23 protein-coding genes and 1 pseudogene are annotated in these 22770 nt (G+C 67.4%); 12 read left to right on the forward strand and 12 right to left on the reverse strand.

Going from position 1 to position 22770, the window contains the following annotated elements; genetic code table 11:
* Positions 1–92 precede the first annotated feature (92 nt).
* Positions 93–1883 carry an arginine--tRNA ligase gene (gene argS, locus NATOC_RS10645; protein WP_015321446.1) on the reverse strand — a complete coding sequence of 597 codons (1791 nt, stop codon included), beginning with the start codon at positions 1881–1883 and terminating at the stop codon, positions 93–95.
* A gap of 143 nt (positions 1884–2026) precedes the next feature.
* Here argS and NATOC_RS10650 point away from each other — a divergent pair, with 143 nt between their 5' ends.
* Positions 2027–2287 (forward strand): hypothetical protein, encoded by a 261-nt coding sequence (locus tag NATOC_RS10650; protein WP_015321447.1) that lies wholly within the window; start codon positions 2027–2029, stop codon positions 2285–2287.
* A gap of 45 nt (positions 2288–2332) precedes the next feature.
* On the opposite strand, the pseudogene NATOC_RS10655 reads toward NATOC_RS10650, so the two are convergent.
* Positions 2333–3473, reverse strand: a pseudogene (locus NATOC_RS10655) (pyridoxal-phosphate dependent enzyme).
* Positions 3473–4432 carry a succinylglutamate desuccinylase/aspartoacylase family protein gene (locus NATOC_RS10660; protein ID WP_015321448.1) on the reverse strand — a complete coding sequence of 320 codons (960 nt, stop codon included), beginning with the start codon at positions 4430–4432 and terminating at the stop codon, positions 3473–3475. Before NATOC_RS10660 ends, NATOC_RS10655 begins: the two are co-directional and overlap by 1 nt.
* Positions 4433–4582: 150 nt before the next feature.
* Between NATOC_RS10660 and NATOC_RS10665 the strand changes: the two genes are divergently transcribed.
* Positions 4583–5746 (forward strand): PQQ-dependent sugar dehydrogenase, encoded by a 1164-nt coding sequence (locus NATOC_RS10665; protein WP_015321449.1) that lies wholly within the window; start codon positions 4583–4585, stop codon positions 5744–5746.
* Positions 5747–5765: 19 nt separating this feature from the next.
* On the opposite strand, the gene NATOC_RS10670 is transcribed toward NATOC_RS10665, so the two are convergent.
* The 6 genes from NATOC_RS10670 to NATOC_RS10695 all read right to left on the reverse strand — a co-directional run bounded on the left by NATOC_RS10670 (position 5766) and on the right by NATOC_RS10695 (position 11427).
* A complete protein-coding gene (locus tag NATOC_RS10670) occupies positions 5766–7289 on the reverse strand; it encodes a stage II sporulation protein M (RefSeq protein WP_015321450.1) in 1524 nt (507 codons plus the stop codon).
* Between the two features lie 65 nt (positions 7290–7354).
* Positions 7355–9007: a sodium:solute symporter family transporter gene (locus tag NATOC_RS10675; protein ID WP_015321451.1), complete on the reverse strand. Its 1653-nt coding sequence runs from the start codon at positions 9005–9007 to the stop codon at positions 7355–7357.
* Positions 9004–9390: a DUF4212 domain-containing protein gene (locus NATOC_RS10680; RefSeq protein ID WP_015321452.1), complete on the reverse strand. Its 387-nt coding sequence runs from the start codon at positions 9388–9390 to the stop codon at positions 9004–9006. Before NATOC_RS10680 ends, NATOC_RS10675 begins: the two co-directional genes overlap by 4 nt.
* A gap of 613 nt (positions 9391–10003) precedes the next feature.
* Positions 10004–10285 carry a hypothetical protein gene (locus NATOC_RS10685; protein WP_015321453.1) on the reverse strand — a complete coding sequence of 94 codons (282 nt, stop codon included), beginning with the start codon at positions 10283–10285 and terminating at the stop codon, positions 10004–10006.
* Positions 10286–10346: 61 nt separating this feature from the next.
* Complete coding sequence (locus NATOC_RS10690) at positions 10347–11021, reverse strand: sensor domain-containing protein (RefSeq protein WP_015321454.1); 675 nt, start codon at positions 11019–11021, stop codon at positions 10347–10349.
* Positions 11022–11097: 76 nt separating this feature from the next.
* Positions 11098–11427, reverse strand: coding sequence for a nuclear transport factor 2 family protein (locus tag NATOC_RS10695; protein WP_015321455.1), 330 nt, complete (start codon positions 11425–11427; stop codon positions 11098–11100).
* A gap of 139 nt (positions 11428–11566) precedes the next feature.
* On the opposite strand from NATOC_RS10695, the gene NATOC_RS10700 reads away from it, so the two are divergent.
* The 3 genes from NATOC_RS10700 to NATOC_RS10710 all read left to right on the forward strand — a co-directional run bounded on the left by NATOC_RS10700 (position 11567) and on the right by NATOC_RS10710 (position 14799).
* Entirely contained in the window at positions 11567–13366 is a 1800-nt protein-coding gene (locus NATOC_RS10700) for a Rieske 2Fe-2S domain-containing protein (RefSeq protein ID WP_015321456.1), read from the forward strand.
* 71 nt (positions 13367–13437) lie between these two features.
* Positions 13438–14232 (forward strand): hypothetical protein, encoded by a 795-nt coding sequence (locus tag NATOC_RS10705; RefSeq protein WP_015321457.1) that lies wholly within the window; start codon positions 13438–13440, stop codon positions 14230–14232.
* Between the two features lie 57 nt (positions 14233–14289).
* The gene (locus tag NATOC_RS10710; RefSeq protein WP_015321458.1) at positions 14290–14799 is read left to right on the forward strand and encodes a DUF367 family protein; all 510 of its coding nucleotides are present in this window, start codon (positions 14290–14292) and stop codon (positions 14797–14799) included.
* Between the two features lie 2 nt (positions 14800–14801).
* Here NATOC_RS10710 and NATOC_RS10715 read toward each other — a convergent pair whose 3' ends face one another.
* Positions 14802–15734 (reverse strand): hypothetical protein, encoded by a 933-nt coding sequence (locus NATOC_RS10715; protein ID WP_015321459.1) that lies wholly within the window; start codon positions 15732–15734, stop codon positions 14802–14804.
* Positions 15735–15824: 90 nt separating this feature from the next.
* Between NATOC_RS10715 and NATOC_RS10720 the strand changes: the two genes are divergently transcribed.
* Positions 15825–15974 (forward strand): 50S ribosomal protein L40e, encoded by a 150-nt coding sequence (locus tag NATOC_RS10720; RefSeq protein ID WP_015321460.1) that lies wholly within the window; start codon positions 15825–15827, stop codon positions 15972–15974.
* Between the two features lie 87 nt (positions 15975–16061).
* Here the strand turns inward: NATOC_RS10720 and NATOC_RS10725 are convergent, their stop codons facing one another.
* A complete protein-coding gene (locus NATOC_RS10725) occupies positions 16062–16673 on the reverse strand; it encodes an MBL fold metallo-hydrolase (RefSeq protein ID WP_015321461.1) in 612 nt (203 codons plus the stop codon).
* Between the two features lie 179 nt (positions 16674–16852).
* On the opposite strand from NATOC_RS10725, the gene NATOC_RS10730 reads away from it, so the two are divergent.
* The 3 genes from NATOC_RS10730 to NATOC_RS10740 all read left to right on the forward strand — a co-directional run bounded on the left by NATOC_RS10730 (position 16853) and on the right by NATOC_RS10740 (position 18272).
* Positions 16853–17029 (forward strand): DUF5786 family protein, encoded by a 177-nt coding sequence (locus NATOC_RS10730; protein WP_015321462.1) that lies wholly within the window; start codon positions 16853–16855, stop codon positions 17027–17029.
* On the forward strand, positions 17026–17607 hold the full coding sequence (locus NATOC_RS10735; RefSeq protein WP_015321463.1) for an endonuclease dU: 582 nt from the start codon (positions 17026–17028) through the stop codon (positions 17605–17607). Before NATOC_RS10730 ends, NATOC_RS10735 begins: the two co-directional genes overlap by 4 nt.
* A 68-nt stretch (positions 17608–17675) precedes the next feature.
* Positions 17676–18272: a uracil-DNA glycosylase gene (locus tag NATOC_RS10740; RefSeq protein WP_015321464.1), complete on the forward strand. Its 597-nt coding sequence runs from the start codon at positions 17676–17678 to the stop codon at positions 18270–18272.
* 48 nt (positions 18273–18320) lie between these two features.
* Here NATOC_RS10740 and NATOC_RS10745 read toward each other — a convergent pair whose 3' ends face one another.
* Complete coding sequence (locus tag NATOC_RS10745) at positions 18321–18677, reverse strand: nuclear transport factor 2 family protein (RefSeq protein ID WP_015321465.1); 357 nt, start codon at positions 18675–18677, stop codon at positions 18321–18323.
* Positions 18678–18801: 124 nt separating this feature from the next.
* On the opposite strand from NATOC_RS10745, the gene hisH reads away from it, so the two are divergent.
* From hisH to NATOC_RS10760, 3 genes are all read left to right on the forward strand, one after another.
* Positions 18802–19464: an imidazole glycerol phosphate synthase subunit HisH gene (gene hisH, locus NATOC_RS10750; protein ID WP_015321466.1), complete on the forward strand. Its 663-nt coding sequence runs from the start codon at positions 18802–18804 to the stop codon at positions 19462–19464.
* A gap of 135 nt (positions 19465–19599) precedes the next feature.
* Positions 19600–20460, forward strand: a complete 861-nt coding sequence (locus tag NATOC_RS10755; RefSeq protein ID WP_015321467.1) for a hypothetical protein — start codon at positions 19600–19602, stop codon at positions 20458–20460.
* 1074 nt (positions 20461–21534) lie between these two features.
* Complete coding sequence (locus NATOC_RS10760) at positions 21535–22734, forward strand: Cdc6/Cdc18 family protein (protein WP_049888737.1); 1200 nt, start codon at positions 21535–21537, stop codon at positions 22732–22734.
* The last annotated feature ends 36 nt before the right edge of the window (positions 22735–22770 follow it).

Raw genomic sequence — 22770 nt, forward strand, 5'->3', positions numbered from 1 at the left:
TGGCTAAGTATCCTTTGACACGCGCTACGCGCCCGTCGGTCGTTCACGCACTCCGGACTCGACGAGAGATCGCGGGAGCCCGGCGTCTCCCCCTACATCGAGCGCGGGGCCGCGACGCCCAGGATCGAGAGGGCGTTCGCGACCGTGTGCTTCGAGGCCGCAACGAGGGCGAGTCGGGCCTCCCGGACCTCGGCGTCGACGTCGTCCGCGAGGACGGGACACTCCCGGTAGAAGGCGTTGAACCGGTCGGCGAACTCGCGGGTGTAGGTGGCGATCTGGTGGGGCTCTAAGTCGTCTGCCGCCTCGTCGACGACCGCCGGGAACCGGGCGATCGTCTCGAGCAGCTCCCGCTCCTCGGGCGCCCCGAGCAGGTCGGCGTCGGCCGCGTCCTCGAGGTCGAGCTCCTGGTCGGCAAGCGCCGTCTCGGGGTCGAGTCCTGCTTCTTCCAGAATACCACAGCAGCGCGCGTGGACGTACTGCACGTACGGGGCGGACTGGGCCTCGAAGTCGAGCGCCTGCTCCCACTCGAAGGTGATCGCCTTCGTGGGCTGTTTCGAGACGATGTCGTACCGGACCGCGCCGATGCCGACCTGGTGGGCGATGCGTTCGATATCGTCGTCGTCCAGGTCGTCGTCGCGGATGCGGTCGTCCAGCCGATCCTCGACCTCCTCGCGGGCGCGGTCGATCGCCTCGTCGAGCAGGTCGTCCAGATCGACGCCGGTTCCGCGTCGCGTCGACATCTTCCCCTCCGGGAGGTTGACGTAGGAGTACAGCACCTGCTGGAGGGGGTCGGTGTCGTTGCCCAGCAACTCGAGTGTCGTCCGGAGCTGGCGGGCCTGGAGCTTGTGGTCCTCACCTAACACCGTCACCGCGTTATCGTACTCCTCGAACTTCCACTCGTGGTGGGCCAGATCCCGCGTGGGGTACAGCGAGGTGTCGTCGGCCCGCAGGAAGACGAGGTTCTTCTCGATCCCGTGGGCGTCGAGCTCGAGCTGCCAGGCGTCGTCCTCGTAGACGGCTTCGTCGAGCTCCTTGAGCCGCGCGACGAGCTCGTCGGTGTCGCCGTTGCGCATGAACCGCGTCTCCTTGACGAACTCGTCGAACTCCGCGGGCAGGCGAGCCAGACACTCCTTCATCCCGCCCAGCACCTGGTCGACGACCTCGCTGACCCGCTCGTAGGCCTCGTCGTCGCCGTTCTCGAGCCCCTGCATGATCGACTCGATCTCGGCTTCGGCGTCGGCGACCTCGTCCTCGGGAGCGTTCTCGAGGACGGCGTTGCCCTTCCGGTAGTAGCGCACGAGGTCGTACTCCGGGCGATCCCGTTCGGGCTCGCTCTCCAAGTCCGACTCGTCGAACGTTTCGTAGGCCCAGGTGAAGACGGCCATCTGTCGGCCCGCGTCGTTGACGTAGTAGTGGCGGTCGACGTCGTAGCCGGCGTAGTCGAGCAGGTTCGCGACCGCGTCGCCGATGATCGGGTTCCGGGCGCGACCGACGTGGACCGGTCCCGTCGGGTTCGCGCTCGTGTGTTCGACGACGACGCTCTCCTCGCGGTCCTCGAGCGCGCCGTAGTCGGCGGCCGTCGCGCTCTCGAGAGTCGTCTCGAGGTAGGCCTCGCTGGGCAGGAAGTTGAGATACGGGCCCTGGGTCTCGATCGCCGCGACGTGGGTCAGCTCGTCGGCGTCGAGCTCCGCCGCGATCTCGTCGGCGACCTGCGGCGGCGGGGCCTCGGCCTCGCCGGCCAGCCGGAAGGCGACGCTCGAGGCGAGGACGCTGTCGACGTCGTCGGGGGGCTCTTCGAGCCCGAGGTCGTCGGTCGGATACCCAAGCGCCGAGAGCGCCGTCTCGAGGGCGCTCTCGACCTCCGCGCGTAGGGAGAGGAACATACCCGCCCGTATTCAGGGGGGAAGTAAAGGAATGTCGGGTTTCGTTCCGGCTCTGTTCGTCGGCCCACAGTCGGGCGATCTCCGCTCGAGCCCTGAAATCGACGGCCGCAGCGTCAACCGTGGCCGTGGCTTCCGGCGAGTGCATGACGACGCTAACCGAAGGCGACGAGGCCGAAACGGACGTATCGAACGCGATCGAGGACACCCCGATGTCGTCCGGGGATCCCGTGTCGGTGATGGCCGCGCTGTCGGTTGCGTACTCGTGGTACCTGTTCTACCTCAAAGAGGACAAGGTCGCCGGTCTGTTCGTCGGCCTCTGGGCGCCGACGCTGCTGGGCGCCGCGTCGTACTTCCAGCAGAAGGAGCTGTACGCGAAGCTCGAGGACGGACTCACCTTCGCGTAACGGTCGGCTCGAGACGCGAGAACAACCCCGGCAACTACGCAGTTCTCACTCGATTTTCAGCCCGCTCCCGGTCAGCGGGACGACGACGTCCGCACCAGCGTCCAGCACGCCCGCCTCGCGGTACCGCTCCAGGGCCGCCGGCGCGACCGCGCAGGTCGGCTCGATGTAGAATCCGTCGCGGTGGAGCCGCCCGAGGGCGTCCTCGATCCGATCGGGCTCGAGGGCGAGGACGTCGCCGTCGGTTTGTGTGATCGCTTCGCGGATCTCCTCGAAGCGGGCGGGCTCGGCGATCCGGATCCCGTCGGCGACGGACGTCCCGTCGTCCGGCTGGAGCGTAGACTCGTCGCCGACGGCGTCGGCGATCGGTGCACAGCCCGCCTCCTGGGCGCCAAGCAATCGCGGCGGCTCGTCGATAATGCCGGCCTCGGACAGCAGCGAGAACCCCCGGTAGGCGCCCAGAAACAGGGTGCCGTGGCCGACCGGGAGCACGACGGCGTCTGGCGCCGTCCACCCGCGCTGGGCCGCGATCTCGAAGGCGAAGGTCATCGTCCCCGCGTAGAAGGCGGGGTTCCAGGCGTGGCTGGCGTACCAGCCCTCGCCAGGCTGGCGGGTGGCGAGTTCCGCCTCAGCGCCCCCGTTCCCGCCCTCGACGGCCTCGATACAGGCGTCGGTGACGGCCTGCCGAGTGCCCTCGATCCGAACCGGTCGAGCCCCGGTTCGCTCGATTGCCCCCAGCTTCGCCGGCTTGACGTCCGCCGGAACGTAGATCTCTGCGTCGATCCCCGCCCGGGCTGCGTACGTTGCGATCGCGGCCCCGGCGTTGCCCGAGGAGTCCTCGAGGACGCGCTCGACGCCCAGCCTCGGCCGCCCGGGAGAGGGTCGTCGTCGCGCCCCGATCCTTGAACGATCCGGTCGGGAAGACGTACTCGAGTTTGAACGCGGCGTCCCAGCCGGGGGCCTCGACCAGCGGGGTAAAGCCCTCGCCGAGCGAGACCCGCTTCTCGAGGGGAAGCCACGGTGCGAACGTCCAGAGTCCGCGGCCGGGCTCGAGTTCCAGCGCGCCCGGATCGTCGGGGAGCGGACGGTCGGCGAACTCGAGGGGAGCGCCGCACGGACAGCGCCACGGCTCGTCGGGACCGGCAGCGTAGACGGCGCCGCAGTCGGGGCAGGCGAGATCGGCGGCCATCAGTACTCGTCGATGTCAGTCGCGACCGAGCAGACGTACTCCCCGGTCGCGACCTGCGGGAGCCGACGGCTCCGCCAGAGGATTCCGTCGCTGTCGGCGGTCACTGTCTGCTTGGGCTCGCCGAAGGGCGTCGTCACGGTAAACAGCGTCTCGCCTGCGCTCACCCGGTCGCCGAGGTCGGGCTTGAGGTCGACGAGCCCGCCGGCGGGCGCGCCGAACTGTTCGAACCCCTTCGCGCGGGTCTGGGGATCGGGATCGCGCTGGCCCTCGAGGAAGTCGTAGTAGCGAAGCACGTTGAACACGCCCTCGACGCCCTTCCGAACGCTCGTCTCGTCCCAGCCGACGGCGCCGCCGAGTTCGGGATCGACGGTCGGAATCCCCTCGTCGGGCGCCGCGCGGGCGAGCTGGCCGTCAGGACCCTTCTGGTCGAGGATGTAGCCACAGCCGAAGACCTTCGCCAGTTCGAGACACTCGCCGTGGAGGCGGTGGCGGGTGCCACAGCGAACCCGGACCTCGTCGATCATCCGGCTGGTCGACCCCTGGTGAAGATCGAGGATGAGGTCGGCGCGGGTGGCCGCCTCGAACGTTGCGGCCGCGATCCGCTCGCTCGAGGTTCCCGCCGCGTTGCCCGGGTACGCCCGGTTCATCTTCGTGTCGTCGATCGGATTGCGGTGTTCGGCAACCTGGAAGGCGTGGTAGTTGACGATGCCGACGATCAGGATCGTGCCGCTGAGTTCGGCCGGATCGAGCTGCGGGACGACGCGTCGAACGACGCCGACGCCGTTGAGCTCGTCGCCGTCGCTTACCGCCTGCATGTAGAGAGTTTTGCCCGACTTCGCACCGTTTACCACGGCGACGGGGAGGCCGAACGGGCTCCCGTCTCGAGTCTCGCCGACCTCGAGACGACCCGTATCGATCTCGCCGGGGTCCGCGCTCGCCGTTCCGAGCGTCGTTGTCATGTGTTCTGAGGTTGAACCCGTCAGCCTTTATTGATTCGGTTAGATCCCGCCGGGAGCGGGCCGATCGCCGGCCGAGGTGGCGACTCCGAGGACACCGAAGTCGGCAGTCGCCGTGGAAGCTTTTTCCCCGACGGCGTCGGAAACCCTCGCGTGAACCGACGTACGATCCTCGCCACCGCCGGCGGCGCGCTCTCGGCGACCGTCGCCGGCTGTGCCGGCGTGCTCGACGAGTCCGGCGACGACGACCTCGCGGTCGAGGAGGTCGCCGCCGGCTTCGAACACCCCTGGAGCCTCTCGGTCGTCCCGGACGACGGTCGGTTGCTCGTGACCGAACGGGAGGGCGCCCTCTCCGTCCTCGATCCGGACGACGGCGACGTCGAGGACGTCGACGGCGCCCCGGACGTACACGCGGAGGGACAGGGCGGACTGCTCGACGCCGCTTTCCACCCCGAGTTCCCGGACGAGCCGTGGCTCTATCTGACCTACGCGACGGCGAACGGCGACGGCGAGTCGACCACGGCGCTCGGCCGCGGCGAGCTCGATCCCGAGACCGGGAGTCTCGAGGAGTTCGAGGAGCTGTACGTCGTCGAGCCGCTCCTCGATGCGACCGACCACTACGGCTCCCGGATCGTCTTCGGCGAGGACGGGACGGCCTACGTCACCGTCGGCGACCGGGGCTCCAAGGAGTTCGGTCCCGACCACGTCTCCCAGGACACGACCACCGCCATCGGCTCGACGCTGCGCCTCGAGCCGGACGGGTCGATCCCCGACGACAATCCCTTTCTCGACGACGAGGACGTCCTCGACGAACTCTACAGCTACGGGCATCGCAACGCTCAGGGGATGACGGTCCACCCCGAGACGGGCGAGCTCTGGCAGTCCGAACACGGCGAGGAGGACGGCGACATGCTCCGGATCGTCGAGGAGGGCGCCGATCACGGCTGGCCGATCGCACACTACGGCTGCGAGTACGGAACCGACGAGCCGGTCGGCGACGAGTTCGACGATCGCGACGACGTCGTCGATCCGGTCTACTACTGGGAGTGCAACAGCGGCGGGTTCCCGCCCGCGGGGATGACGTTCTCCGAGGGCGACGCCGTCGAGGAGTGGGAGGGCGACCTGTTCGTCGGGAACCTCGCCGGGGAGTACCTGGGCCGGTTCAGCGTCGACGGCACCGACGTCGAGGAAGTCGACCCGCTGCTCGACGGCCGGGAATGGCGGATCCGGGACGTCGTGACCCACCCCGACTCGGGCGCACTGTACGTCGCCGTCGACGACGCGGACGCCCCGATCGTTCGGCTGACGCCCGAGTAGGTCCCGCCGTCCTCGGATCTCAGAGGAAGAGTTCGTAGTAGTACGGGCTGACGAACCCCTCGATGAACGCCGCGACGGCCAGGACGATCCCCAGGCCGATGACGACCCAGAACGCCCGCTCGAGAGCCTCGACGACGTCGCGTCGGCTCGCGCGTCCCCTGAACGCCCGCCAACCGACGACGCCGAGCCAGAGCCCCAGCGCGCTGGCGACGAAGATCGCAGGCACCTCGAGGATCCCGTGGGGGATGACGAACGCCGCGAGTTCAGCGATCTCGACCTCGAGTCGAGCGACGGCTCCGAGCACGACGCCGTTGAACGCCAGCGAGAACAGCGCCGGAATCGCGAGCGCGAGCCCGCCGAAGGCGGTCGTGTACGCGACCGTCCAGTTGTTCCCGAAGAACTCGAGGGCGGCCGTCGGCGGGACGTGGCCCTCGAGGCGCTCGTCGATCGAGGTCTCGACGGTGCCGGCCAGCGGCTCGGCTAGCTCCCAGCCGGCCCAGAACGTGCCGACGGCCGCGACGACGACGAACGCGTGCAGGAACGGCGTCGCCCGGACGAACGAGAACATCTCGGCCATGCCTCGTCGGAGCCCGTCAGCGAAGCGACTCCGGAACGGACGCTCCGGGGCCGACGGCGGAGAGAGCTTCCCCTTCGGGCCGCCGTACAGCGCCGTTTTCAGCAGGTCGAGAAACGGAAAGACGAGCAGCGTCGTGAGCAGCGTTCCGAGCGACGGCACCTCGAGAAACACGAACAGCCCCGTGAGAACCGACATCGCGACCGAGGCACCGATCGCGAGGACGTAGTAGAAGCCAGCCGCGACCGGGTGGCGCCGGAGGAAGCCAAGGGTCGCCGACAGCGAGCCGAACACGCCCGCGTCGTCGACGACGACGGCGACGGGCGCGAACGCGAACACGGCCCGGATCGCCGCGAACGCGACGATCGCCAGGAGCAGGGCTGGCAGGAGGACGAAAACGGCTGCGGCCCCGGCCGCGGGCGCGAGAGCGGCGCCGAGCAACGCGGTGCCGACGAAAACGAGCACGCCGACGGCGAGCCAGGCAGCGATCTCGAGAACGTAGAGCCCGATAAAGCGGAGCCAGAACCGGCCTGCACCGACGAGACCGATGACGAGTCCGCGGTCGTCCCGGAGCCGGCCGTAGCAGGACGAGAGCTGTGCGGCCGAGACGGCCGCGTAGAGGGCGACTGCGAGCACGATCGATCCGAGGACGACCGCGATCGCGAGCACCTGGAGTTCGAACGGGAACAGCTGTTCTGCCAGCGGGGCGACGTTCTCGGCCCAGGCCTCGAACGCCTCCGGATCGGTCTCGGGGTCGGGCGGTTCGGGGACGCCGGTCTCGAACTCGGTGAGCGCGGCGTCTAAGCGTCCGGACAGTTCGAGATAGACGAACGCGACCGCGATCCCCAGAAACGGAAGGACGCGGACGATCGCCGGTATCGCGGCGCCGAGCAGGTAGAACGGCAGGATGTCTGCCGGTCGACGCCGAAGGACGGCGATAGCAGCAGCAACGGATTCGGAGAGGGCCATACCGACGGTTCGGTCTTCCCCGGGTTAAAATCGATTGAATGTTCAGCCGAGAACGAACGCGACTCTCACTCGTCGGTCGGTTTTCCGCCGTCCGTGGCGACGTCTTCCGCGGACTGCATCGTCTCCATCGGTTCGGGGCTGTGACACTGGCGAACGAGACGTTTGACGTCCTCGGGTGGTTCCTCGGTGAACATCGAGACGACGATGATCGTGAGCATGACAGCCGGGACGCCGACGAGCGACGACGACGTCGCGGGAACGATCACCGCAAACGTCGGAAAGATCGCCTCCCCGGAGAGCGCGGCGACGTACTGCGGGAGGATCTCGTTGAGGATCGACCCGAAGCCGAAGAAGAGGCCGACGAACATGCCGGCGATCGCGCCCTCCCGAGTGGCGTCTTCCCACCAGAGTCCGAGGAAGAACACCGGGAACAGCACGGTCCCTGCGAGCGCGAAGGACATCCCGACGACCTCGGCGATGAGTGCGGGCGGGTTGAGCGCCAGGTACGTAACGACGACACCCAGCACGAGGATCGTCGACCGACCGACGAGCAGCTGTTCGCGCGCGGTCGCGTCCTCCTTGTAGAGATTCGTGTAGATGTCGTGTGCCGCGGCGGACGACGCGGAAATGAACAGGCCGGCGGTCGTCGCCAGTCCGGCCGCGATCGCGCCGGCAGCGACGATACCGACGAGCCACTCCGGAAGATCAGCGAGGTACGCGGTCAGTACAACGAGCGTGTCGGACTCCGTCCCGGTCATCTCGGTGTACTCGCCGACGTTGTCCTGGTACAGCAACGAGCCGAACGCGGCGTACGCCGTCGTTCCCAGGAACAACAGCAGGGTAAAGAGCAGCCCCCAGACGGTCGCCCAGCGGGCATTGCGCTCGTTGTCGGCGGTGTAGAACCGGACGAGCACGTGGGGCAGACCGCAGGTCCCTGCGATCAGGCTGACACAGAGCGCGATCCAGTGGTAGTACCCGGCGTCCTGGAACGGTTCGGTGTACTGGCGCTCGATCTCGGCCATCGCGGTCGCCTGTTCGCCGTACTCGACGAACGGCACGACCGTCGACCATCCCTGCGTCCAGCCGGTCGCGTACAGTCCGAGGAGGAACGCACCGATGAGGATGACGTACTGCAGTGCCATGTTCTTGGTCGCACCGAGCATCCCCGAGAGCGCGACGTACCCGATCGTGATCGCCATCAGCAGAATCACGCCGACCTCGTAGGAGACGCCGAAGATGTACTGGGCCATCAGGCCGAGCCCGTTTCCTTGCGCGATGATGTAGACGAACGCGATCAGCAGGGTCGTCGACGCCGCGATCGCACGGCCGAGATCGGAGTAGTACCGATCGCCGACGAAGTCGGGGGCGGTGAACTTCCCGAACCGGCGAAACTGCGCGGCCAGAAAGATAAGTAGGATGAAATAACCGGCCGTCCAGCCGACGACGTACGCCAGCCCGAAGTAGCCAAGCAGCGCGACCGTCGAGGCAACTCCGAGGTAGGCGGCGACGCTCATCCAGTTCGCCGCGATCGCCATCCCGTTCTCGATCGCCCCGATCGAACGGCCGGCGACCCACATATCGTCGACCGCCGCGACGCGGAAGAACCAGCCGACGCCGAGAAACAGCGCCAGCATCACCGTGAGCGTCAGCGCCGGGACGAGCTTGAAACCGCCGTCGAAGAGACCGGTGTTGATCTCGAGAACCGCCGCTTCGATCACGCGCGTTCACCACCGTCGGCAGCGACGTGCTGGCCGGCATCGCCGTCGGCTTCGGTCGACACCTCGTGGCTCACGCCGTACTGCGCGTCCAGCCGATCGCGCTGCCACGCGTAGGCCACACACAGGACGAACACGCCGATCGGAGAGCCGAGTGCGGTCAGGAAGTAGTGAAGCTGAAAGCCAAACACCTGCGTACTGGTCATGGTGTCCGTCGCGATCCAGGTCGCCGTCACCGGCCCGAACGTGACCAGTACCCAGACGGCGAACAGTCCCCAAATCACCTTCAGGTGATCCCGCATGAACGGCGTTGCAGGCTTGAACATGTGTATCCTGCTGTCGAGGTAGTCGGCGGTCTCACCGTTCGGCGTCTCGTCGTCGGTCATCGGTCTCCCCTCACGCTCGAACCGGCCATCGACGTTCCGCCCGACTGGAGCCGCTGTCGGAGCTTCCGTCTCTCGAGGTGAACGCAGTGGGGTTCGGTATCGCAGCTGTCTCGCATACGGGTCGGTGTTGAATTATAGTGATCGTTAAACCGCACATTGATCACAATAATTGCACGGAGTTTCCGCAGGAAAGTTCATAGGTAACACGTACCAGGGTCGAGACCGGTAGTTCGGATGTTGGGACGATCGAACCGGGTAGCAAGCGCCCAGGAAGTGACGCCGTCGTCGCTCGAACTCGAACGTGACACGCGGTACCCGTCTCGAGTCGACGACCGGCGTGTGAGGATGTGAAACCGCCACTACCGAGATAAACGATTAGGAACGTCGACGACGGGGTTGCGGTCGAATCGTCGTCGGCGTTTATCTCGCCGAACTCGGCGGCCGTCGGATACCGGAGCGGCGCCGCGAGCAGCGACGCGACCGAAACCGGTCGGAAGAGCCCGAGGACGGCGACGATCGCGATCGGGACTTTCAGCGAGCGGAAGCCGACCGCCCGCCAGGTCGAGGGAGCCTCGAGCCCCTCGAGCCGTGAACCGCGCGGCCGTCGCGAGGATCAGTTGTACGTCCGATCGTCGAACGTGGCGCCGTCGCTCGAGTCCTCGGACCCGGAGTTCGACAGCCGGGGCGTGAACCCACCCGTGAGGATGACGGCGACGACGACCAACGCCGCTGAGAGGACGACGAAGTCGGCGCTGGGTTCGTAGCCCGCCAGTCCCGCACCCGTCGAGACAACGAAGATCGCGACCGTGAACACGACCGTCGCCAGCAGGCCGACGACGACGATCCCGATCGCGCTCGCGAGCAGTCCGCGGAGAATGCTCCGTACTGAAGACATCGAGCGATCGTTTCGGGGCCGATGCCGTAGTGGTTGCGGCCACGGGCCCGTCGGGAGACTCTCACGAATCAGACGCCGACGCCGCAGCGGGCTCGCCCACAAGCGCCGCACAGATCCTTGCACAGACGTAGGCGACGCCGTTCGCGAGGTGAACGAAGACGATCAACCCCACCGCGCCGAGTACGCCCGCCAGCGCGGCTTCTGGCGCCGTCTCGATCGCCCACGTGACCGGTTCGCCGTTTATCTCGCCGAACTCGGCGGTCGTCGGATACCGGAGCGGCGCCGCGAGCAGCGACGCGATCGACGCCAGCAAGAAGAGCCCGAGAACGGCGACGATCGCGATCGGCACCTTCAGCGAGAGGAAGCCGACCGCCCGCCAGGTCGAGGGGGCGTCGAGGAACGCTCGGAGCCGCGACCGCGTGCCGTCGGTCGCCTCGAGGTCGTCGTACGCCCGGAGGTCGGTATCGAGCAAGACGTTGGCGAGCTGGCGTTCGAACCCCGCGACGACGCGGGCGGCGAGCAGCGTTCCGAAGAGGATCACCACACCGACGAGGACGACCGACAGCACGAGCCCCGCGATCAGCCCGACGCCGAACAGCATGTGGTAGAAAAACCCGAGCGGGATCGCCAGGAAGAGATAGAGGACGTTCTTGTAAGTCTGGGGATCGACGAGCGCGCCGAGACCGCCCGAGACCGCCCGTCGTCCGACGCCGGTAGAGCGCGTGGCCGAGCTCATGATCAGTTGATACGTTCGGACCGGTGACCAAAAGTTCCACCGGTTGTTCCCGTGGGATCCCGTCCGTAACCGCCCCTCAGCGGCTGTACGTCTCGAGGCGGACGATCGCTCCCGCTTCGATTCGGAAGAAGTCGGCGAACTCGAACAGGACTGTGTCGTCGGCGTCGTCACAGACGCGACCCCGGGCCGCGACGGCTCCGCCGTCCGCGAGGACGCCGTCGAGCTCGTGACGCGTCTCCGCGTTCGGGCGGTCCTCGCGCATGAACCGGACGAACGACTCCCGGTCCTCGAAGCGACGATCGGGGCGTTGCTGGACGAACTCGGGGGCGAGGACGTCCTCGAGGGCCGCGTACTCGTGGGCGTCGAGCGACTCGTAGTAGCGTTCGACGAGGGCGACGGCGTCCATACCCATAGCTCTCGGCGGCAGGGAGAAAAGTGCCGTCCTCGGCGTGCGAGGTTTGGCTCGCTTCTCCGGAACCGAACAGACGCAGGCGCAGACGTCGTCCCCGGGAACGCTTACGGCCGTGCCCCGCAATACCATACGCATGGCGACCGACGACTTCCGGACGGCCGTCTCGCTCGAGGAACTGCGTGAGCAGGGCCGCGCGCAGGTCGGCGTCGACGGGACGCCGCTGGCGCTGTTCTACCACGAAGGCGAGGTGCGGGCCGTCGACAACCGCTGTCCGCACATGGGATTTCCCCTCTCGGAGGGGACCGTCGACGACGGCGTCCTCACCTGCCACTGGCACCACGCGCGGTTCGAACTCGCCTGCGGAGACACGTTCGATCCCTGGGCCGACGACGTCCAGACCTACCCCGTCGAGGTTCGGGACGGCGACGTCCGCGTGAATCCGACACCCGATCGCGAGCGCCCGCCCGCCGAACGCTGGGCGAGCCGCCTCGAGGCCGGGCTCGAGGAGAACCTCGGGCTCGTCCTGGCGAAGGCGACGATCGGCCTGCTCGACGCCGGCGTCGACTACCGCGAGCCGACCGCGACCGTCCTCGACTTTGGCACCAGCTACCGCGAGGACGGCTGGGGGTCGGGGCTGACGATCCTGGGCTGTCTGGCGAATACGATCGACGTCCTCGAACCCGAGGACCGGAAGCGAGCGCTGTACACCGGGGCCCGCCGCGTCGCCGACGACTGCGTGGGGGAACCGCCGAGCTTCGACCAGCCCTCGTTCTCGACCCGCGAGGTCGCGTTCGACCGATTGAAGCGCTGGTTCCGCGACTGCGTCGAGGTCCGGGACGCCGACGGCGCGGAGCGGTGTCTGCGAACCGCCGTCGCCGCCGACCGATCCGCGGGCGAACTCGCCGAGCTGGTCTTCGCCGCGGCGACCGACCACCCCTACCTCTCGACCGGGCACGTGCTGGACTTCGCGAACAAGGCCTTCGAGAGCCTCGAGCACGCCGGTCGCGAGCACACCGACGACGTCCTCGCGAGTCTGGTCGAGCCGCTGGTCACCGCCGGGCGAAGCGACGAGCGCTCGGCGTGGCGCCAGCCCGTCGACCTCGTCGCCCTGCTCGAGGACGTCTACGGCGGCGACGTCACCGAAACGGAGGGGCTCGAGGACCTGGTCGCCGAGGCCGCGAGCGCGGACTGGGAGCCACCGGCCGACCTCCAGGAGACGCTGCTTTCGGACGACCCCGAGGCGATCGTTGCGGCGCTTGCGGACGCGATCCGGGAGGGTGCGGCGAGCGAGAACCTCGCGAGCGAGGTCGCACACGCGGCCGCGACGCGGGTCGCGCAGTTCGGGACGGGCAACGAGTTCGCCGACTGGAACACGGTCCATCACACGTTCACCTACGCCAACGCCGTCCACGGCGCGACCCGTCGGACCGACGCGGTCGAGCTCTACCGGGGCGTCTTCGACGCCGCGCTCAGCGTCTACCTCGATCGCTTCCTCAACACGCCGCCCGCGCCGATCCCGGAGCCGGGCGCCACCGACACCGACAGGGAGCCCGCGGACGTCCTCGCGGACCTGCTCACGACGTTCGACGTCGAGGGCGAGGTCGATGAGGCGGGACGGCTCGTCGGGGAGTTCCTCGACTGTGGGGGCGACCCCGAGGAGCTGAAACGAGTCCTCGGACGCGGGCTCTTGCGGGAAGACGCGGGCTTCCACACGATCCAGAACGTCGAGGCCGCGATCCGGCAGTTCGATCTCGCCGAGGGACGCTCGAGCGGCGAGCGCACCGGGAGCGTCGACCGCGAGCTCCGTCGGCGCGTTCCGCTGATCGCCACGGCCCGGTACATGGCCGCGCACTTCCCGACCCGTCGGGAGGCCGAACAGACATTTACGATCGCCGCGCGGCTGAACCGCGGCGAGGCGATCCACGAGGAGTGACGAGGACGACGTCCGCGATCGCGGTTCGGGCGCCGATACCGTTTTGACGGGTCCTCTCGTAGCTCCCTGATATGTCAGTTCGCGACGACGTGGTGGCTCTCTCCGCGGTCGGGCTTTCGGTCGTCATGCTCGCGTATCTCGCCGCGATGGGGTACGACCTCGCGGTCGGGACGCCGCCCTGGATCCTGTTTTTCGTCTCGGTGGGCGGGTTCGCTTTCGTCGCCGCGCTCGCGGTTCGTTCCGGAACGTGGACCGCCGTCCTCGTCTCGGTAGTCGTCCTCGCGCTCGTCCCTCATCTCGGCGACCTCGGGCTCGGGCCGTACTTTCTGACCTTCGGCGCCGTCACTCGCGCGCTCGCGTTCGCCTGCGTCGGCGGAACCGTCCTGATCGCGCTCGAGCACGCGGTCCGGAACCGGGAACGGGTGCTCGAGTCGGTCTCGAGAGGGACGATCATCGCGAGCCTCGGCGTCGGCGTCGGTCATCTGCTCACGGTCGTCCTCGTCGCCGAGGCGGCCGGCGACGGCGTCTCCGGTATCGTCAGCGAACCGTTCGCCGCACAGCCGGTCGAGTACGCCATGCTCGCACTCGTGGTGACCGGCCTCGTCGCGCTCGGCGCGGTTCCGACGCTGCTGTACGCCCGCTGGGGGCTGCGGTTGCCCGCGGTGGTCGTCGCGGTCGGTTTCGCGCTCGCCACCGTTCGCACGTGGCGCTACGTACACGACACCGTCCACCTGGGTGCCTCCCCGTCGCCGATGATCACCTACGCGGTGTTGTGGTTCGTTCCCTTCGCGCTCGCACTCGTCGTCGGCGGTCTCGAGTACCTCCGGATTCGAGGACGTTCGGGGCGGGCCGGGACGCCGAACTGAATCGGTGGGGTCGCATCGACTCGCTTTTTTCGTCGCCGGACCTACCGTCGGTTGACCGTGGAGTGTCACGTCTACTACGAGGGCGACGACGATCCCGAGAAGTGCACCGCGCGCCGGCTCGAGCAGTTCGACGAGGCGACGCTGTACCGGACGATGGGACAGGTGCCCTACGGCGTCGTTCTCAACCCCCACGCCGAGCGGGCGCTCTCGCCGGCCGACGCCGATGAGGCCCTGGGGACGCTGGTCGCGCTCGACTGCTCCTGGGAGTCCGCCGAGGAGGCCGCGTTCCGGATGAACGGGGTCCATCGGGCGCTGCCCTTCCTCGTGGCCGCGAACCCGGTCAACTACGGCCGTCCGTTCCGGCTGACGACCGTCGAGGCGCTGGCGGCCGCCTGCTGTATCCTCGGCGCCCGGGAGCGGGCCGAGGAGCTGCTCGAACCGTTCCGCTGGGGGGAGACGTTCCTGACGCTCAACGAGGAACCGCTACGTCGGTACAGCGAGTGTGCGGACTCGAGCGAGGTCGTCGCGGTCCAGGAGGAGTATCTGGCCGACGAGGACGCGGCCTGAGCTCAGCGCCGATCCGCGTCGGGACGCCCGCGACCGCTCGCGCTGGCCCGCTGGCGGCGTGCGAGCCACCACTCGTAGCAGGCGTAGCCGAACGTGACACCGCCGCCCAACAGCAACACCGGGACGACGGCCAGCACTCGACCGACGTCTCCGCCCGGTTCACTGGCAGCAAAATAGCCGACTGCCAGCCCGAGACCGGCAAACTTGACGGCGACGAGTCCGAGGACGATCCGCATCGGTCGGGTCGTGCTCGGCGTCCTCGGCGCCGCGGTCGGCGCCGCTTCGGTCCCGTCCTCGAGTGCGCGTTCGAACGTCGGGCGGTGACGGTCGGGGACGGAGACGATCGTCGGGCTCGCGCCGACGCGTCGGCAGACGTACAGGCTTACCGTTCCAAGCGAGAGCCGGTGAGCGGCCGTGACGTTCGCGAGATCGATCCGCTTCGTCCCACCGCTGTCGCGCCGGCGGTCGTTTCGCACCGTGACGCGGCGTTCTGACGGCGCGAACTCGACGGTTGCCTCCGCGGCGCTCGAGACGATCGCCAGGACCATCGTTCCGAGGAAGACCAGCAGGAACGTCGCTCTCGGCCAGAGAACGCCGACGACGCCGACCGCCGCGGCGCCGACGGCGATCGCGAGCGCCAGGCCCCGGAGGCTGAGTCGATCGGTCAGGTACAGCCTATCGAGCCACGTCGGGAGGCTGTCGTGGCGAACAACCAGCCAGCAGGCGACGATCGAGACGGGGCCGCCGACGAGCGCGACGACGAGTGCGAGCGCGACGGGTGAACCGATCAGCGCCTGGCCGATGACGAGGACGACGGCGGCCGCGACGATCCACGCGCCGAACCCCCCGTACAGGCCGTACGGGGCGTACACCAGAACCCGGCGGAACGGCGTCTCGGCCGGCAGCGCCGACCACTCGTGGACCGGTCCGGACATGGGCGACGGTTCGTGTCGGAAAACGATAACTATTGGGCTCGCTCTCGGCGGACCACAGCGGTTATATGCACTACGGGCCAACGGAGCGACATGCCAAGTTTCGACGCCGCCGAAAGCCGGACGCTCCAGAAGATGATCTGCATGCGCTGTAACGCTCGCAACCCGCGCGACGCCGACAGCTGCCGCAAGTGCGGCTACAAGAACCTCCGCCCGAAGGCGACCGAGCCACGAGCGGCGTAACGAGTCGTTCTCCGCGGGCCGTGTTTTGGCCCGCAGCGTTCTCTGCTCCCAGCACCGACAGTCTCGGGTCCGCGTCGAACCGGAGCGCTACTCGTCGGGGTACTTCGGCTCTCGCTTCTCCGCACGCTCGAGCGCCGTCTCCACGACGTCCCGGACGTCGCCGTGGAAGGCCCCACCGTGGCCCGCGTACATGTGTTCGACTCCCTCCGGCATTCGCTCGAGCAGGTCCTCAATGCTCTCGATGAGCCGTTCCCGGGACTGGCCGGCCATGTCGGTGCGGCCGAAGCTGCCGTAGTCGAAGGCGCCGTCGTCGTGGACGACCACGTCCCCCGAAAACAGCGTCGTCTCAGAGACGAACGAGACGTGGTCGTCGGCGTGACCGGGCGTGTAGACGACTTCGAACTCCTCGTCGCCGATCCGGACCGTGTCGCCGTCCTCGATCGAGGACGTCCGCGTCGGATGGTGGTCGTAGGCGTATACGTCGGGATCGAGGGCCTCGCAGACGGCCTCGAGCTGCTCGACGTGGTCGCCGTGCTGGTGGGTCATCGCGACCGCGTCGAGTTCGTCGGTGTGGCTACGGACCTCGTCGACGATACCGTCCCACGAGCCGGCGTCGACCAGCGTCGTTCGTTCGCCCGTGGCGAGGTAGGCGTTACAGGTGAACGTCTCCGCGTCCTCGGTGACGTGATGAACCTCCATACGGGATCGGTCGTGAGCCGACGGCAAAACGGTACTGCCGGAGTCGCGGTCCCTGGATGAGTTCTCGAAGGTCGTGTCGGAACGTTCCCGGCCCGGACCGGTTCGGTAGTTGATATTTAAGGTGGTTAAATGACGACCACCACGAAACTTTTCAGTCCTACTCTCCAACTATACACTGTATGGGATTCGGGAGCTACGATGAATCCGAGCAACAGGAGGTCGAGGCCGATTTCGACGAGGACGACGCTGTCCAGTCGGAACAGAACCAACACGAGGGCTCGATCGAGTTCGAGAACGGCGCCTCGAGCGACGAGCTGCTCGATCGCCTCAAGGATATCAAAGACGACCCCGAATGAAGGCCGGGACGCGGGCGCTCGGCGTCGCCGAGTCGTTCCGCGGTGAGTCGTCGACCACGGAACGCAGCACGGTCGCCGGGGCCGTCGTCCGTGCCGACCGCGTCGTCGACGGGCTCGGCTACCGACGGTGTACCGTGGGTGGCACCGACGCGACCGACGCCGTGTGCGAACTGATCGACGACCTCGGTCGACCAGACGTCAGATACGTGTTGCTCGGCGCAATCGCGCCCGCGTGGTTCAACGTTCTCGATCTTTCGGCGATCGAACGACGAGTCCAACAGCCGGTGGTGTCGGTAACGTTCGAGGACAGCGAGGGGCTCGAAGCCGGGCTCGAGGACGCCTTCTCCGGACCGGCGCTCGAAGCGCGGCTGGATCGGTATCGCCGACTGCCGGAGCGTCGACCGGTGTCGGTCGACGGCGAGACGGTCTACGTCCGCAGCGTCGGCCTCGAGCCCGAGGACGCTGCCGACGTCGTCCGCGCGTTCACGCCGGAAGGCGGTCGTCCGGAGCCGATCCGGGTCGCCCGTCAGGCCGCTCGGGCGGCCGATTCGTACGCGAACGCGCTTCTCGGCGAGTGATTCCGGTTCGGGGACGGCCGGCAGCCGCGACCCGAAAGACGTAGTAGGTCGCCGTCTGAGCCACCGCCATGGGAGCGATGGAAGATCTCCGCGTGACACAGTGTACGCGCTGTCCGAAGCTCGTCGAGTCGCGGAGTCGGATCGTCAACGGCACCGGCCCCGAGGACGCGGACGTGCTGTTCGTCGGCGAAGGCCCCGGGGCGAACGAAGACGAACAGGGCGAGCCGTTCGTCGGCCGGAGCGGCTCCGTCCTCGACGACCAGCTGCGGACGGTCGGTCTGGATCGGGAGACGGTTCGGATCACCAACTGCGTGCGCTGTCGGCCGCCGGAGAACCGGGATCCCACGACGGAGGAACTCGAGAACTGCCGGGGCTACCTCGAGACGGAGATCGATCGGCTCGATCCGGACGTGATCGTCACGCTCGGGAAGGTGCCGACCGAACACCTGCTGGATCGCTCGGTGTCGGTGACGAAAGAAGCCGGCTCCGTCGAAGAGATCCGCATCGAGGGGACGCCGCGCCGATTGCTGATCTGTGTCCACCCCGCGGCGACGCTGTACGACCGCAGTCAGGAGGAGACGTTCGCGGACGCGATCGAACGCGCCGCAGAGCTCGCGGACGTCGACGGATCGGAAGGAGGCCAGACGCGTCTCGACGGGTTCTGACGCTGTACACGTCGCAAGCGCCGACACCGCGGATCGGACGTCGGGTCCCTACACCTCGTCGCGATCCGTAAACGAGTAGCGCCGCGCGATCTTCCCGGCCTCGAACTCGTGGAAATCGGCGAAGGCGAAGCCGACGTCCTCGCCGTCCTGTCGGCCGGAGAACGTCCCCCGCACGGCGACCGTGTCGTCCTCGACGACGAGGTCGTCGACCTCGTGGCTGCCGTTCTCGAGCGGACGCCCCTCGAGGTAGAACTCCCGAAGCTCCTCGCGGCCCTCGATCGCACCCTGGCCCGGCCGTTCGTAGCGGACGTCCTCGGCGAACAGTTCGACGAGATCGTCGTACCGCTCGTCGTCGACGGCGTCGTAGTAGTCCTGTACTACGGTCTCCGGATCGGTTTCGACCATAGGAGTAGCTACGAACGGTGCGGGTAGTAACTCCTGGGTTCGCACTCGACGCTGGAGGGGTGGGTGGGGCCAGGAAGCTGCGGCAATGGTAATACACTTCCTTCCGCCCCACCGAGATCGGAGCATGAACACCGTCACGTCCGACCAGCAGCAGTCGCTCGCCGATGTCGTGGTCGTCGACTACGGTCTCGGCAACCTCCGCAGCGTCACCCGCGGACTCGAACGCGCGGGCGCCGACGTCGAGATCACCGACGATCCCGAGGCGTTCGCCGACGCCGACGGGGTCGTCCTCCCCGGCGTCGGCGCGTTCCGCGAGGGCGTCGAGAACGCCGACCCGCTCCGCGAGGACTTACTCGCGGTCGCCGACGCCGGCACGCCGCTGTTCGGGATCTGTCTCGGCATGCAGATGTTGCTGACGACCAGCGAGGAGGGAGCGAACGAGGGCGAGTCCGCGGTCCAGGGACTCGATCTGATTCCGGGAACGAACGTCCGCTTCGCCGAGGGCCAGAAAGTCCCCCACATGGGCTGGAACGAGCTGTCGGTCGAGCGCGACCACCCCCTCGTGGAAGGAGTCGACGGACGGTACGCCTACTTCGTCCACTCCTACTACGCGGTTCCCGAGGACGAGGACGCGACGGTGGCGACGACCGACTACGAGCGCGAGTTCCCCGCGATCGTCGCCAACGAGGACGGTACCGTCTTCGGCACGCAGTTCCACCCCGAGAAGAGCGGCGAGACGGGACTGCAGATCCTGCGGAACTTCGTCGAGATCTGTAGCGGAGAGTAGCGGTTCGGCCGTCGCGAGACGAGTAACGATCGGGCGGTCGTGGGACGAGTAACGCTCGCGATCGCGAGACGGGTAACGCTCAGGCGGTCGTGGGACGAGTAACCTTTTAAGGTCGTTCGCGCGGCACTGCGAGCCATGTACGCCATCCTCACCGACGACTGCGAGCTGGCGCGGTCGGGCGTCGGCGACCGCAGCTACTACTTCACCGAGTCCGTCGACGGGCGACGGCAGTCGCCGCTCCCCGAGACGGTCAGCTCCATTGCTTGCTGGGGCGATACGGAGACGGTTCGCGACGAACCGGAGCGGGCGGCCGTCGACGCCGACGGAACGCGCGCGACACCCGACGCCGAGGGCCACCACTGGGGGACCGTCTGTCCGACCGATCCCGACTACCGCGAGGGACTGCTCGAGCGGATCGGAGAGACTGCAGGCGACGTACGACTCACCACGCTTGGCTTTCCCGGCGAGGAGTTCTGCCGGTGCGAGCGCTGCGAGGGGCGGTTCGCGGCGAGCGAGCACGCCGACCGCGCCGCCTGGCGCACCGAAACGATCACCGCGTTCGTCGCGGCGGCCGCGAGCCGGGTCGACGGCGACCTGCTCGCGACGCTGTACCCCGATCCCTATCCGGGCGACCTCCGGGCGCGTGCGGGGCTCGATCCGGAGACGCTCGCGGCTCACGTCGACGGCGTCCTCGTACCGCTCTGTGGCCCCGGTTACGGGACGAGCTACTGGGTCGAGTCGCTGGCTCGCGGGTTCGCGCGTCGCCTCGCGGAACTCGAGGTCTCGCTTTCGATCCAGCTCTCGGGAGCCGAGATCGACCCCGAGCGACTCGCCGACGTCACCCGACGAGTCCAGCCCCACGCCGACGAGATCGTCTACGGCACCTACCCCGAGGACGTCGAGACGGTTCGGGAGACGATCGCTCGGCTTCGGGGCCGGGACCGGGACGTCCTCGATCCCGCCGACGGAGGGGACGCCGGCGTCGGGAAGGGGTAATCTGACGTTCGTTTCGGAATCGTCGTGATCGGACGACAGTTTCGAAGGCCCGTGCTGGAAAGTGAAGGCACGGAAGCCGGGAGAGACACACCCCGCGTTGCCGCTGTATAGCGTCCGGAGGGTGGGTGGGGTCTGGAGGGGAGGTGGAGTTCCGGGGAGCGGTCGGTGGGTTCGCGGTAGACCCCCAGTTCTCGGTAGGGGTGTGGCTCCCTCGATAGGACGATCTCGGATCCGAACCCGTTGGCCGACACCGGATGACCCCCCGGCGCACCTAGCGGATCCCGCAAACCTAACGGCTCACCAGACGCTCCTCGGTCCATCAGAGGATTCTCGGTCACCAGACGTCCTCGCGGAGATCACTACTACTAAATACTATTATTGAGTAAAAGTCCATTAGCTGAATCGAACAGAAGTTCGATTCCCGAGATCGAACGGCGATCGACTCCAGCCGAAACAGCAGTTTCGCGGCCGGTTCGGCCGCTCGATCGCGTTCTCTCGTCTTCGGCTTCATCGTCGTGGACCGGTCCGCTGCTTGTGTCCTCCCGCTGCTTGTGTCCTCCACTCGTCCACACCACCTCCGTTTCGACTCCCCCACCCCTTCGATCGCTTACAGCGGCAACGCGGGGTGTGTGTGTGTTCATACAGCGGCACCGAGGGGTAAGAATAGAGAGTTTGAGAGTCTCTCCGTGGAGATCATCTCGTATACAGAAGAACTCCGGTGTATCTCCCCCTCCTCAACGCCAGCGGAGACACCGCTATCCCTCCACCCTCCTCGCCGATACAGCGGCACCGAGGGGTGTTGCCCATCTCGCCTCGCACGGCGTCGACCCGCCGCGAGGGTTCCACCCATACAGCGGCACCGAGGGGTGTGTCCGCGAACGTCCTCCCGATCGGCCGACCGCGGGAGACACACTCATACAGCGGCACTCCGGAGTCCCCGGTCGACCTATACAGCGGCATCGAGGGGTGTGGTTCTCGTTTCTCAGGACGTAATGCTCCGAAACCGTGGGAGATACAGCGGCAGCCCGGTTCCGAACGTTTACAAGCCGGCTTCCCGACAATCGGAGTAGCTGAATGTCGGATTCGATGGATTACTTCGGCAGCGAAACCGAGATCTTCCGGAACAAGGAGCTGCTGCAGGTGTCACACCTCCCTGACGGCGACCGTATCATCGGCCGCGAGGACGAACTCACGAACCTCGCGAACGCGATCAAACCGGCCACGCGAGGGAACACGCCGAACAACGTCCTCGTCTACGGGAAGACGGGGACCGGGAAGTCGCTGTGCTCGAAGTTCATCACGAACCAGGCGATCGACCGCGCCAAGGACAACGGCGTCTCGATCGGGGTCGCGTACGTCGACTGTCTTCAGGAGTCGACCGAGACCCAGGCCGTTCAGTCGACGGCCCACCAGCTCAACGACCAGCCCGAGACGGGGATCTCGATCCCCCACTCGGGGCTGAGCACCTCCGAGTACTACCGTCGGCTCTGGCGGATCGTCGACACCCGGTACGACGTCGCCCTGATTATCTTGGACGAGGTCGACAAGATCGAGGACGACGACATCCTGATGCAGCTCTCGCGGGCGGTCGAATCCGGCAAGCTCACCGAGAGCACAGTCGGCGTCATCGGGATCTCGAACAAGGTTCGGTACAAGGACTCGCTGGACGAGCGGATCAAATCGAGCCTCTGTGAACGAGAGTACGTGTTCTCACCGTACGATGCGGCTCAGATCCGCGAGATCCTGCGTTCGCGATCCGACGCCTTCCACGACGACGTCCTCGAGGACGGCGTCGTTCCTCGCGTCGCCGCCCTGGCCGCGCGCGAACACGGCGACGCCCGGAAGGCGATCGACATCCTCCGGTTTGCCGGCGAGATCGCCGAGGAAGACGACATCGAGACGGTCACCGAGGCCTGCGTCGACCACGCACACGAACGCGAGGAGACCAGCCGGCTGGCCGAACTCATCTCGAAGAGTCCGAGTCACGCGAAGCTCGTCCTCGAGGCGATGGCGCTTTTGACCCAACAGAAGGAGGGCGAGGACGCCCCGGTGACGACCAACGAGGCCTACGACCTCTACAAACGGCTGTGCGATCGGGACCGCTCGGACCACCTGAAGCTCCGTCGGGTGCGGGACATCCTCTCGGAGCTCGAGTTCCTCTCGATCATCGAACAGGAGCGCAAGTGGGCGGGAAAAGGGAAGGGAAACTACATGGAAAACCGGCTGATCGACGATCCGGAGGTCATCATCGCGGCCTGTAACGAGTCCGACTAGCCGCGACGGCCGGAAGCCAATCGTTCGAAGACCTCA

The organism is Natronococcus occultus SP4 (assembly GCF_000328685.1).
Taxonomy (GTDB): domain Archaea; phylum Halobacteriota; class Halobacteria; order Halobacteriales; family Natrialbaceae; genus Natronococcus; species Natronococcus occultus.

Excerpts from the sequence above, each read along its gene's own strand:
- NATOC_RS10745 (WP_015321465.1), bottom strand. The coding sequence starts at position 18,677 with ATGGTCGAAACCGATCCGGAGACCGTAGTACAGGACTACTACGACGCC.
- NATOC_RS10660 (WP_015321448.1), bottom strand. The coding sequence starts at position 4,432 with ATGACAACGACGCTCGGAACGGCGAGCGCGGACCCCGGCGAGATCGAT.
- NATOC_RS10650 (WP_015321447.1), top strand. The coding sequence starts at position 2,027 with ATGACGACGCTAACCGAAGGCGACGAGGCCGAAACGGACGTATCGAAC.
- NATOC_RS10670 (WP_015321450.1), bottom strand. The coding sequence starts at position 7,289 with ATGGCCCTCTCCGAATCCGTTGCTGCTGCTATCGCCGTCCTTCGGCGT.
- NATOC_RS10690 (WP_015321454.1), bottom strand. The coding sequence starts at position 11,021 with ATGAGCTCGGCCACGCGCTCTACCGGCGTCGGACGACGGGCGGTCTCG.
- NATOC_RS10755 (WP_015321467.1), top strand. The coding sequence starts at position 19,600 with ATGTACGCCATCCTCACCGACGACTGCGAGCTGGCGCGGTCGGGCGTC.
- NATOC_RS10705 (WP_015321457.1), top strand. The coding sequence starts at position 13,438 with ATGTCAGTTCGCGACGACGTGGTGGCTCTCTCCGCGGTCGGGCTTTCG.
- NATOC_RS10720 (WP_015321460.1), top strand. The coding sequence starts at position 15,825 with ATGCCAAGTTTCGACGCCGCCGAAAGCCGGACGCTCCAGAAGATGATC.
- NATOC_RS10680 (WP_015321452.1), bottom strand. The coding sequence starts at position 9,390 with ATGACCGACGACGAGACGCCGAACGGTGAGACCGCCGACTACCTCGAC.
- NATOC_RS10695 (WP_015321455.1), bottom strand. The coding sequence starts at position 11,427 with ATGGACGCCGTCGCCCTCGTCGAACGCTACTACGAGTCGCTCGACGCC.
- NATOC_RS10725 (WP_015321461.1), bottom strand. The coding sequence starts at position 16,673 with ATGGAGGTTCATCACGTCACCGAGGACGCGGAGACGTTCACCTGTAAC.
- NATOC_RS10740 (WP_015321464.1), top strand. The coding sequence starts at position 17,676 with ATGGGAGCGATGGAAGATCTCCGCGTGACACAGTGTACGCGCTGTCCG.
- NATOC_RS10715 (WP_015321459.1), bottom strand. The coding sequence starts at position 15,734 with ATGTCCGGACCGGTCCACGAGTGGTCGGCGCTGCCGGCCGAGACGCCG.
- hisH (WP_015321466.1), top strand. The coding sequence starts at position 18,802 with ATGAACACCGTCACGTCCGACCAGCAGCAGTCGCTCGCCGATGTCGTG.
- NATOC_RS10735 (WP_015321463.1), top strand. The coding sequence starts at position 17,026 with ATGAAGGCCGGGACGCGGGCGCTCGGCGTCGCCGAGTCGTTCCGCGGT.
- NATOC_RS10685 (WP_015321453.1), bottom strand. The coding sequence starts at position 10,285 with ATGTCTTCAGTACGGAGCATTCTCCGCGGACTGCTCGCGAGCGCGATC.
- NATOC_RS10760 (WP_049888737.1), top strand. The coding sequence starts at position 21,535 with ATGTCGGATTCGATGGATTACTTCGGCAGCGAAACCGAGATCTTCCGG.
- argS (WP_015321446.1), bottom strand. The coding sequence starts at position 1,883 with ATGTTCCTCTCCCTACGCGCGGAGGTCGAGAGCGCCCTCGAGACGGCG.
- NATOC_RS10730 (WP_015321462.1), top strand. The coding sequence starts at position 16,853 with ATGGGATTCGGGAGCTACGATGAATCCGAGCAACAGGAGGTCGAGGCC.
- NATOC_RS10700 (WP_015321456.1), top strand. The coding sequence starts at position 11,567 with ATGGCGACCGACGACTTCCGGACGGCCGTCTCGCTCGAGGAACTGCGT.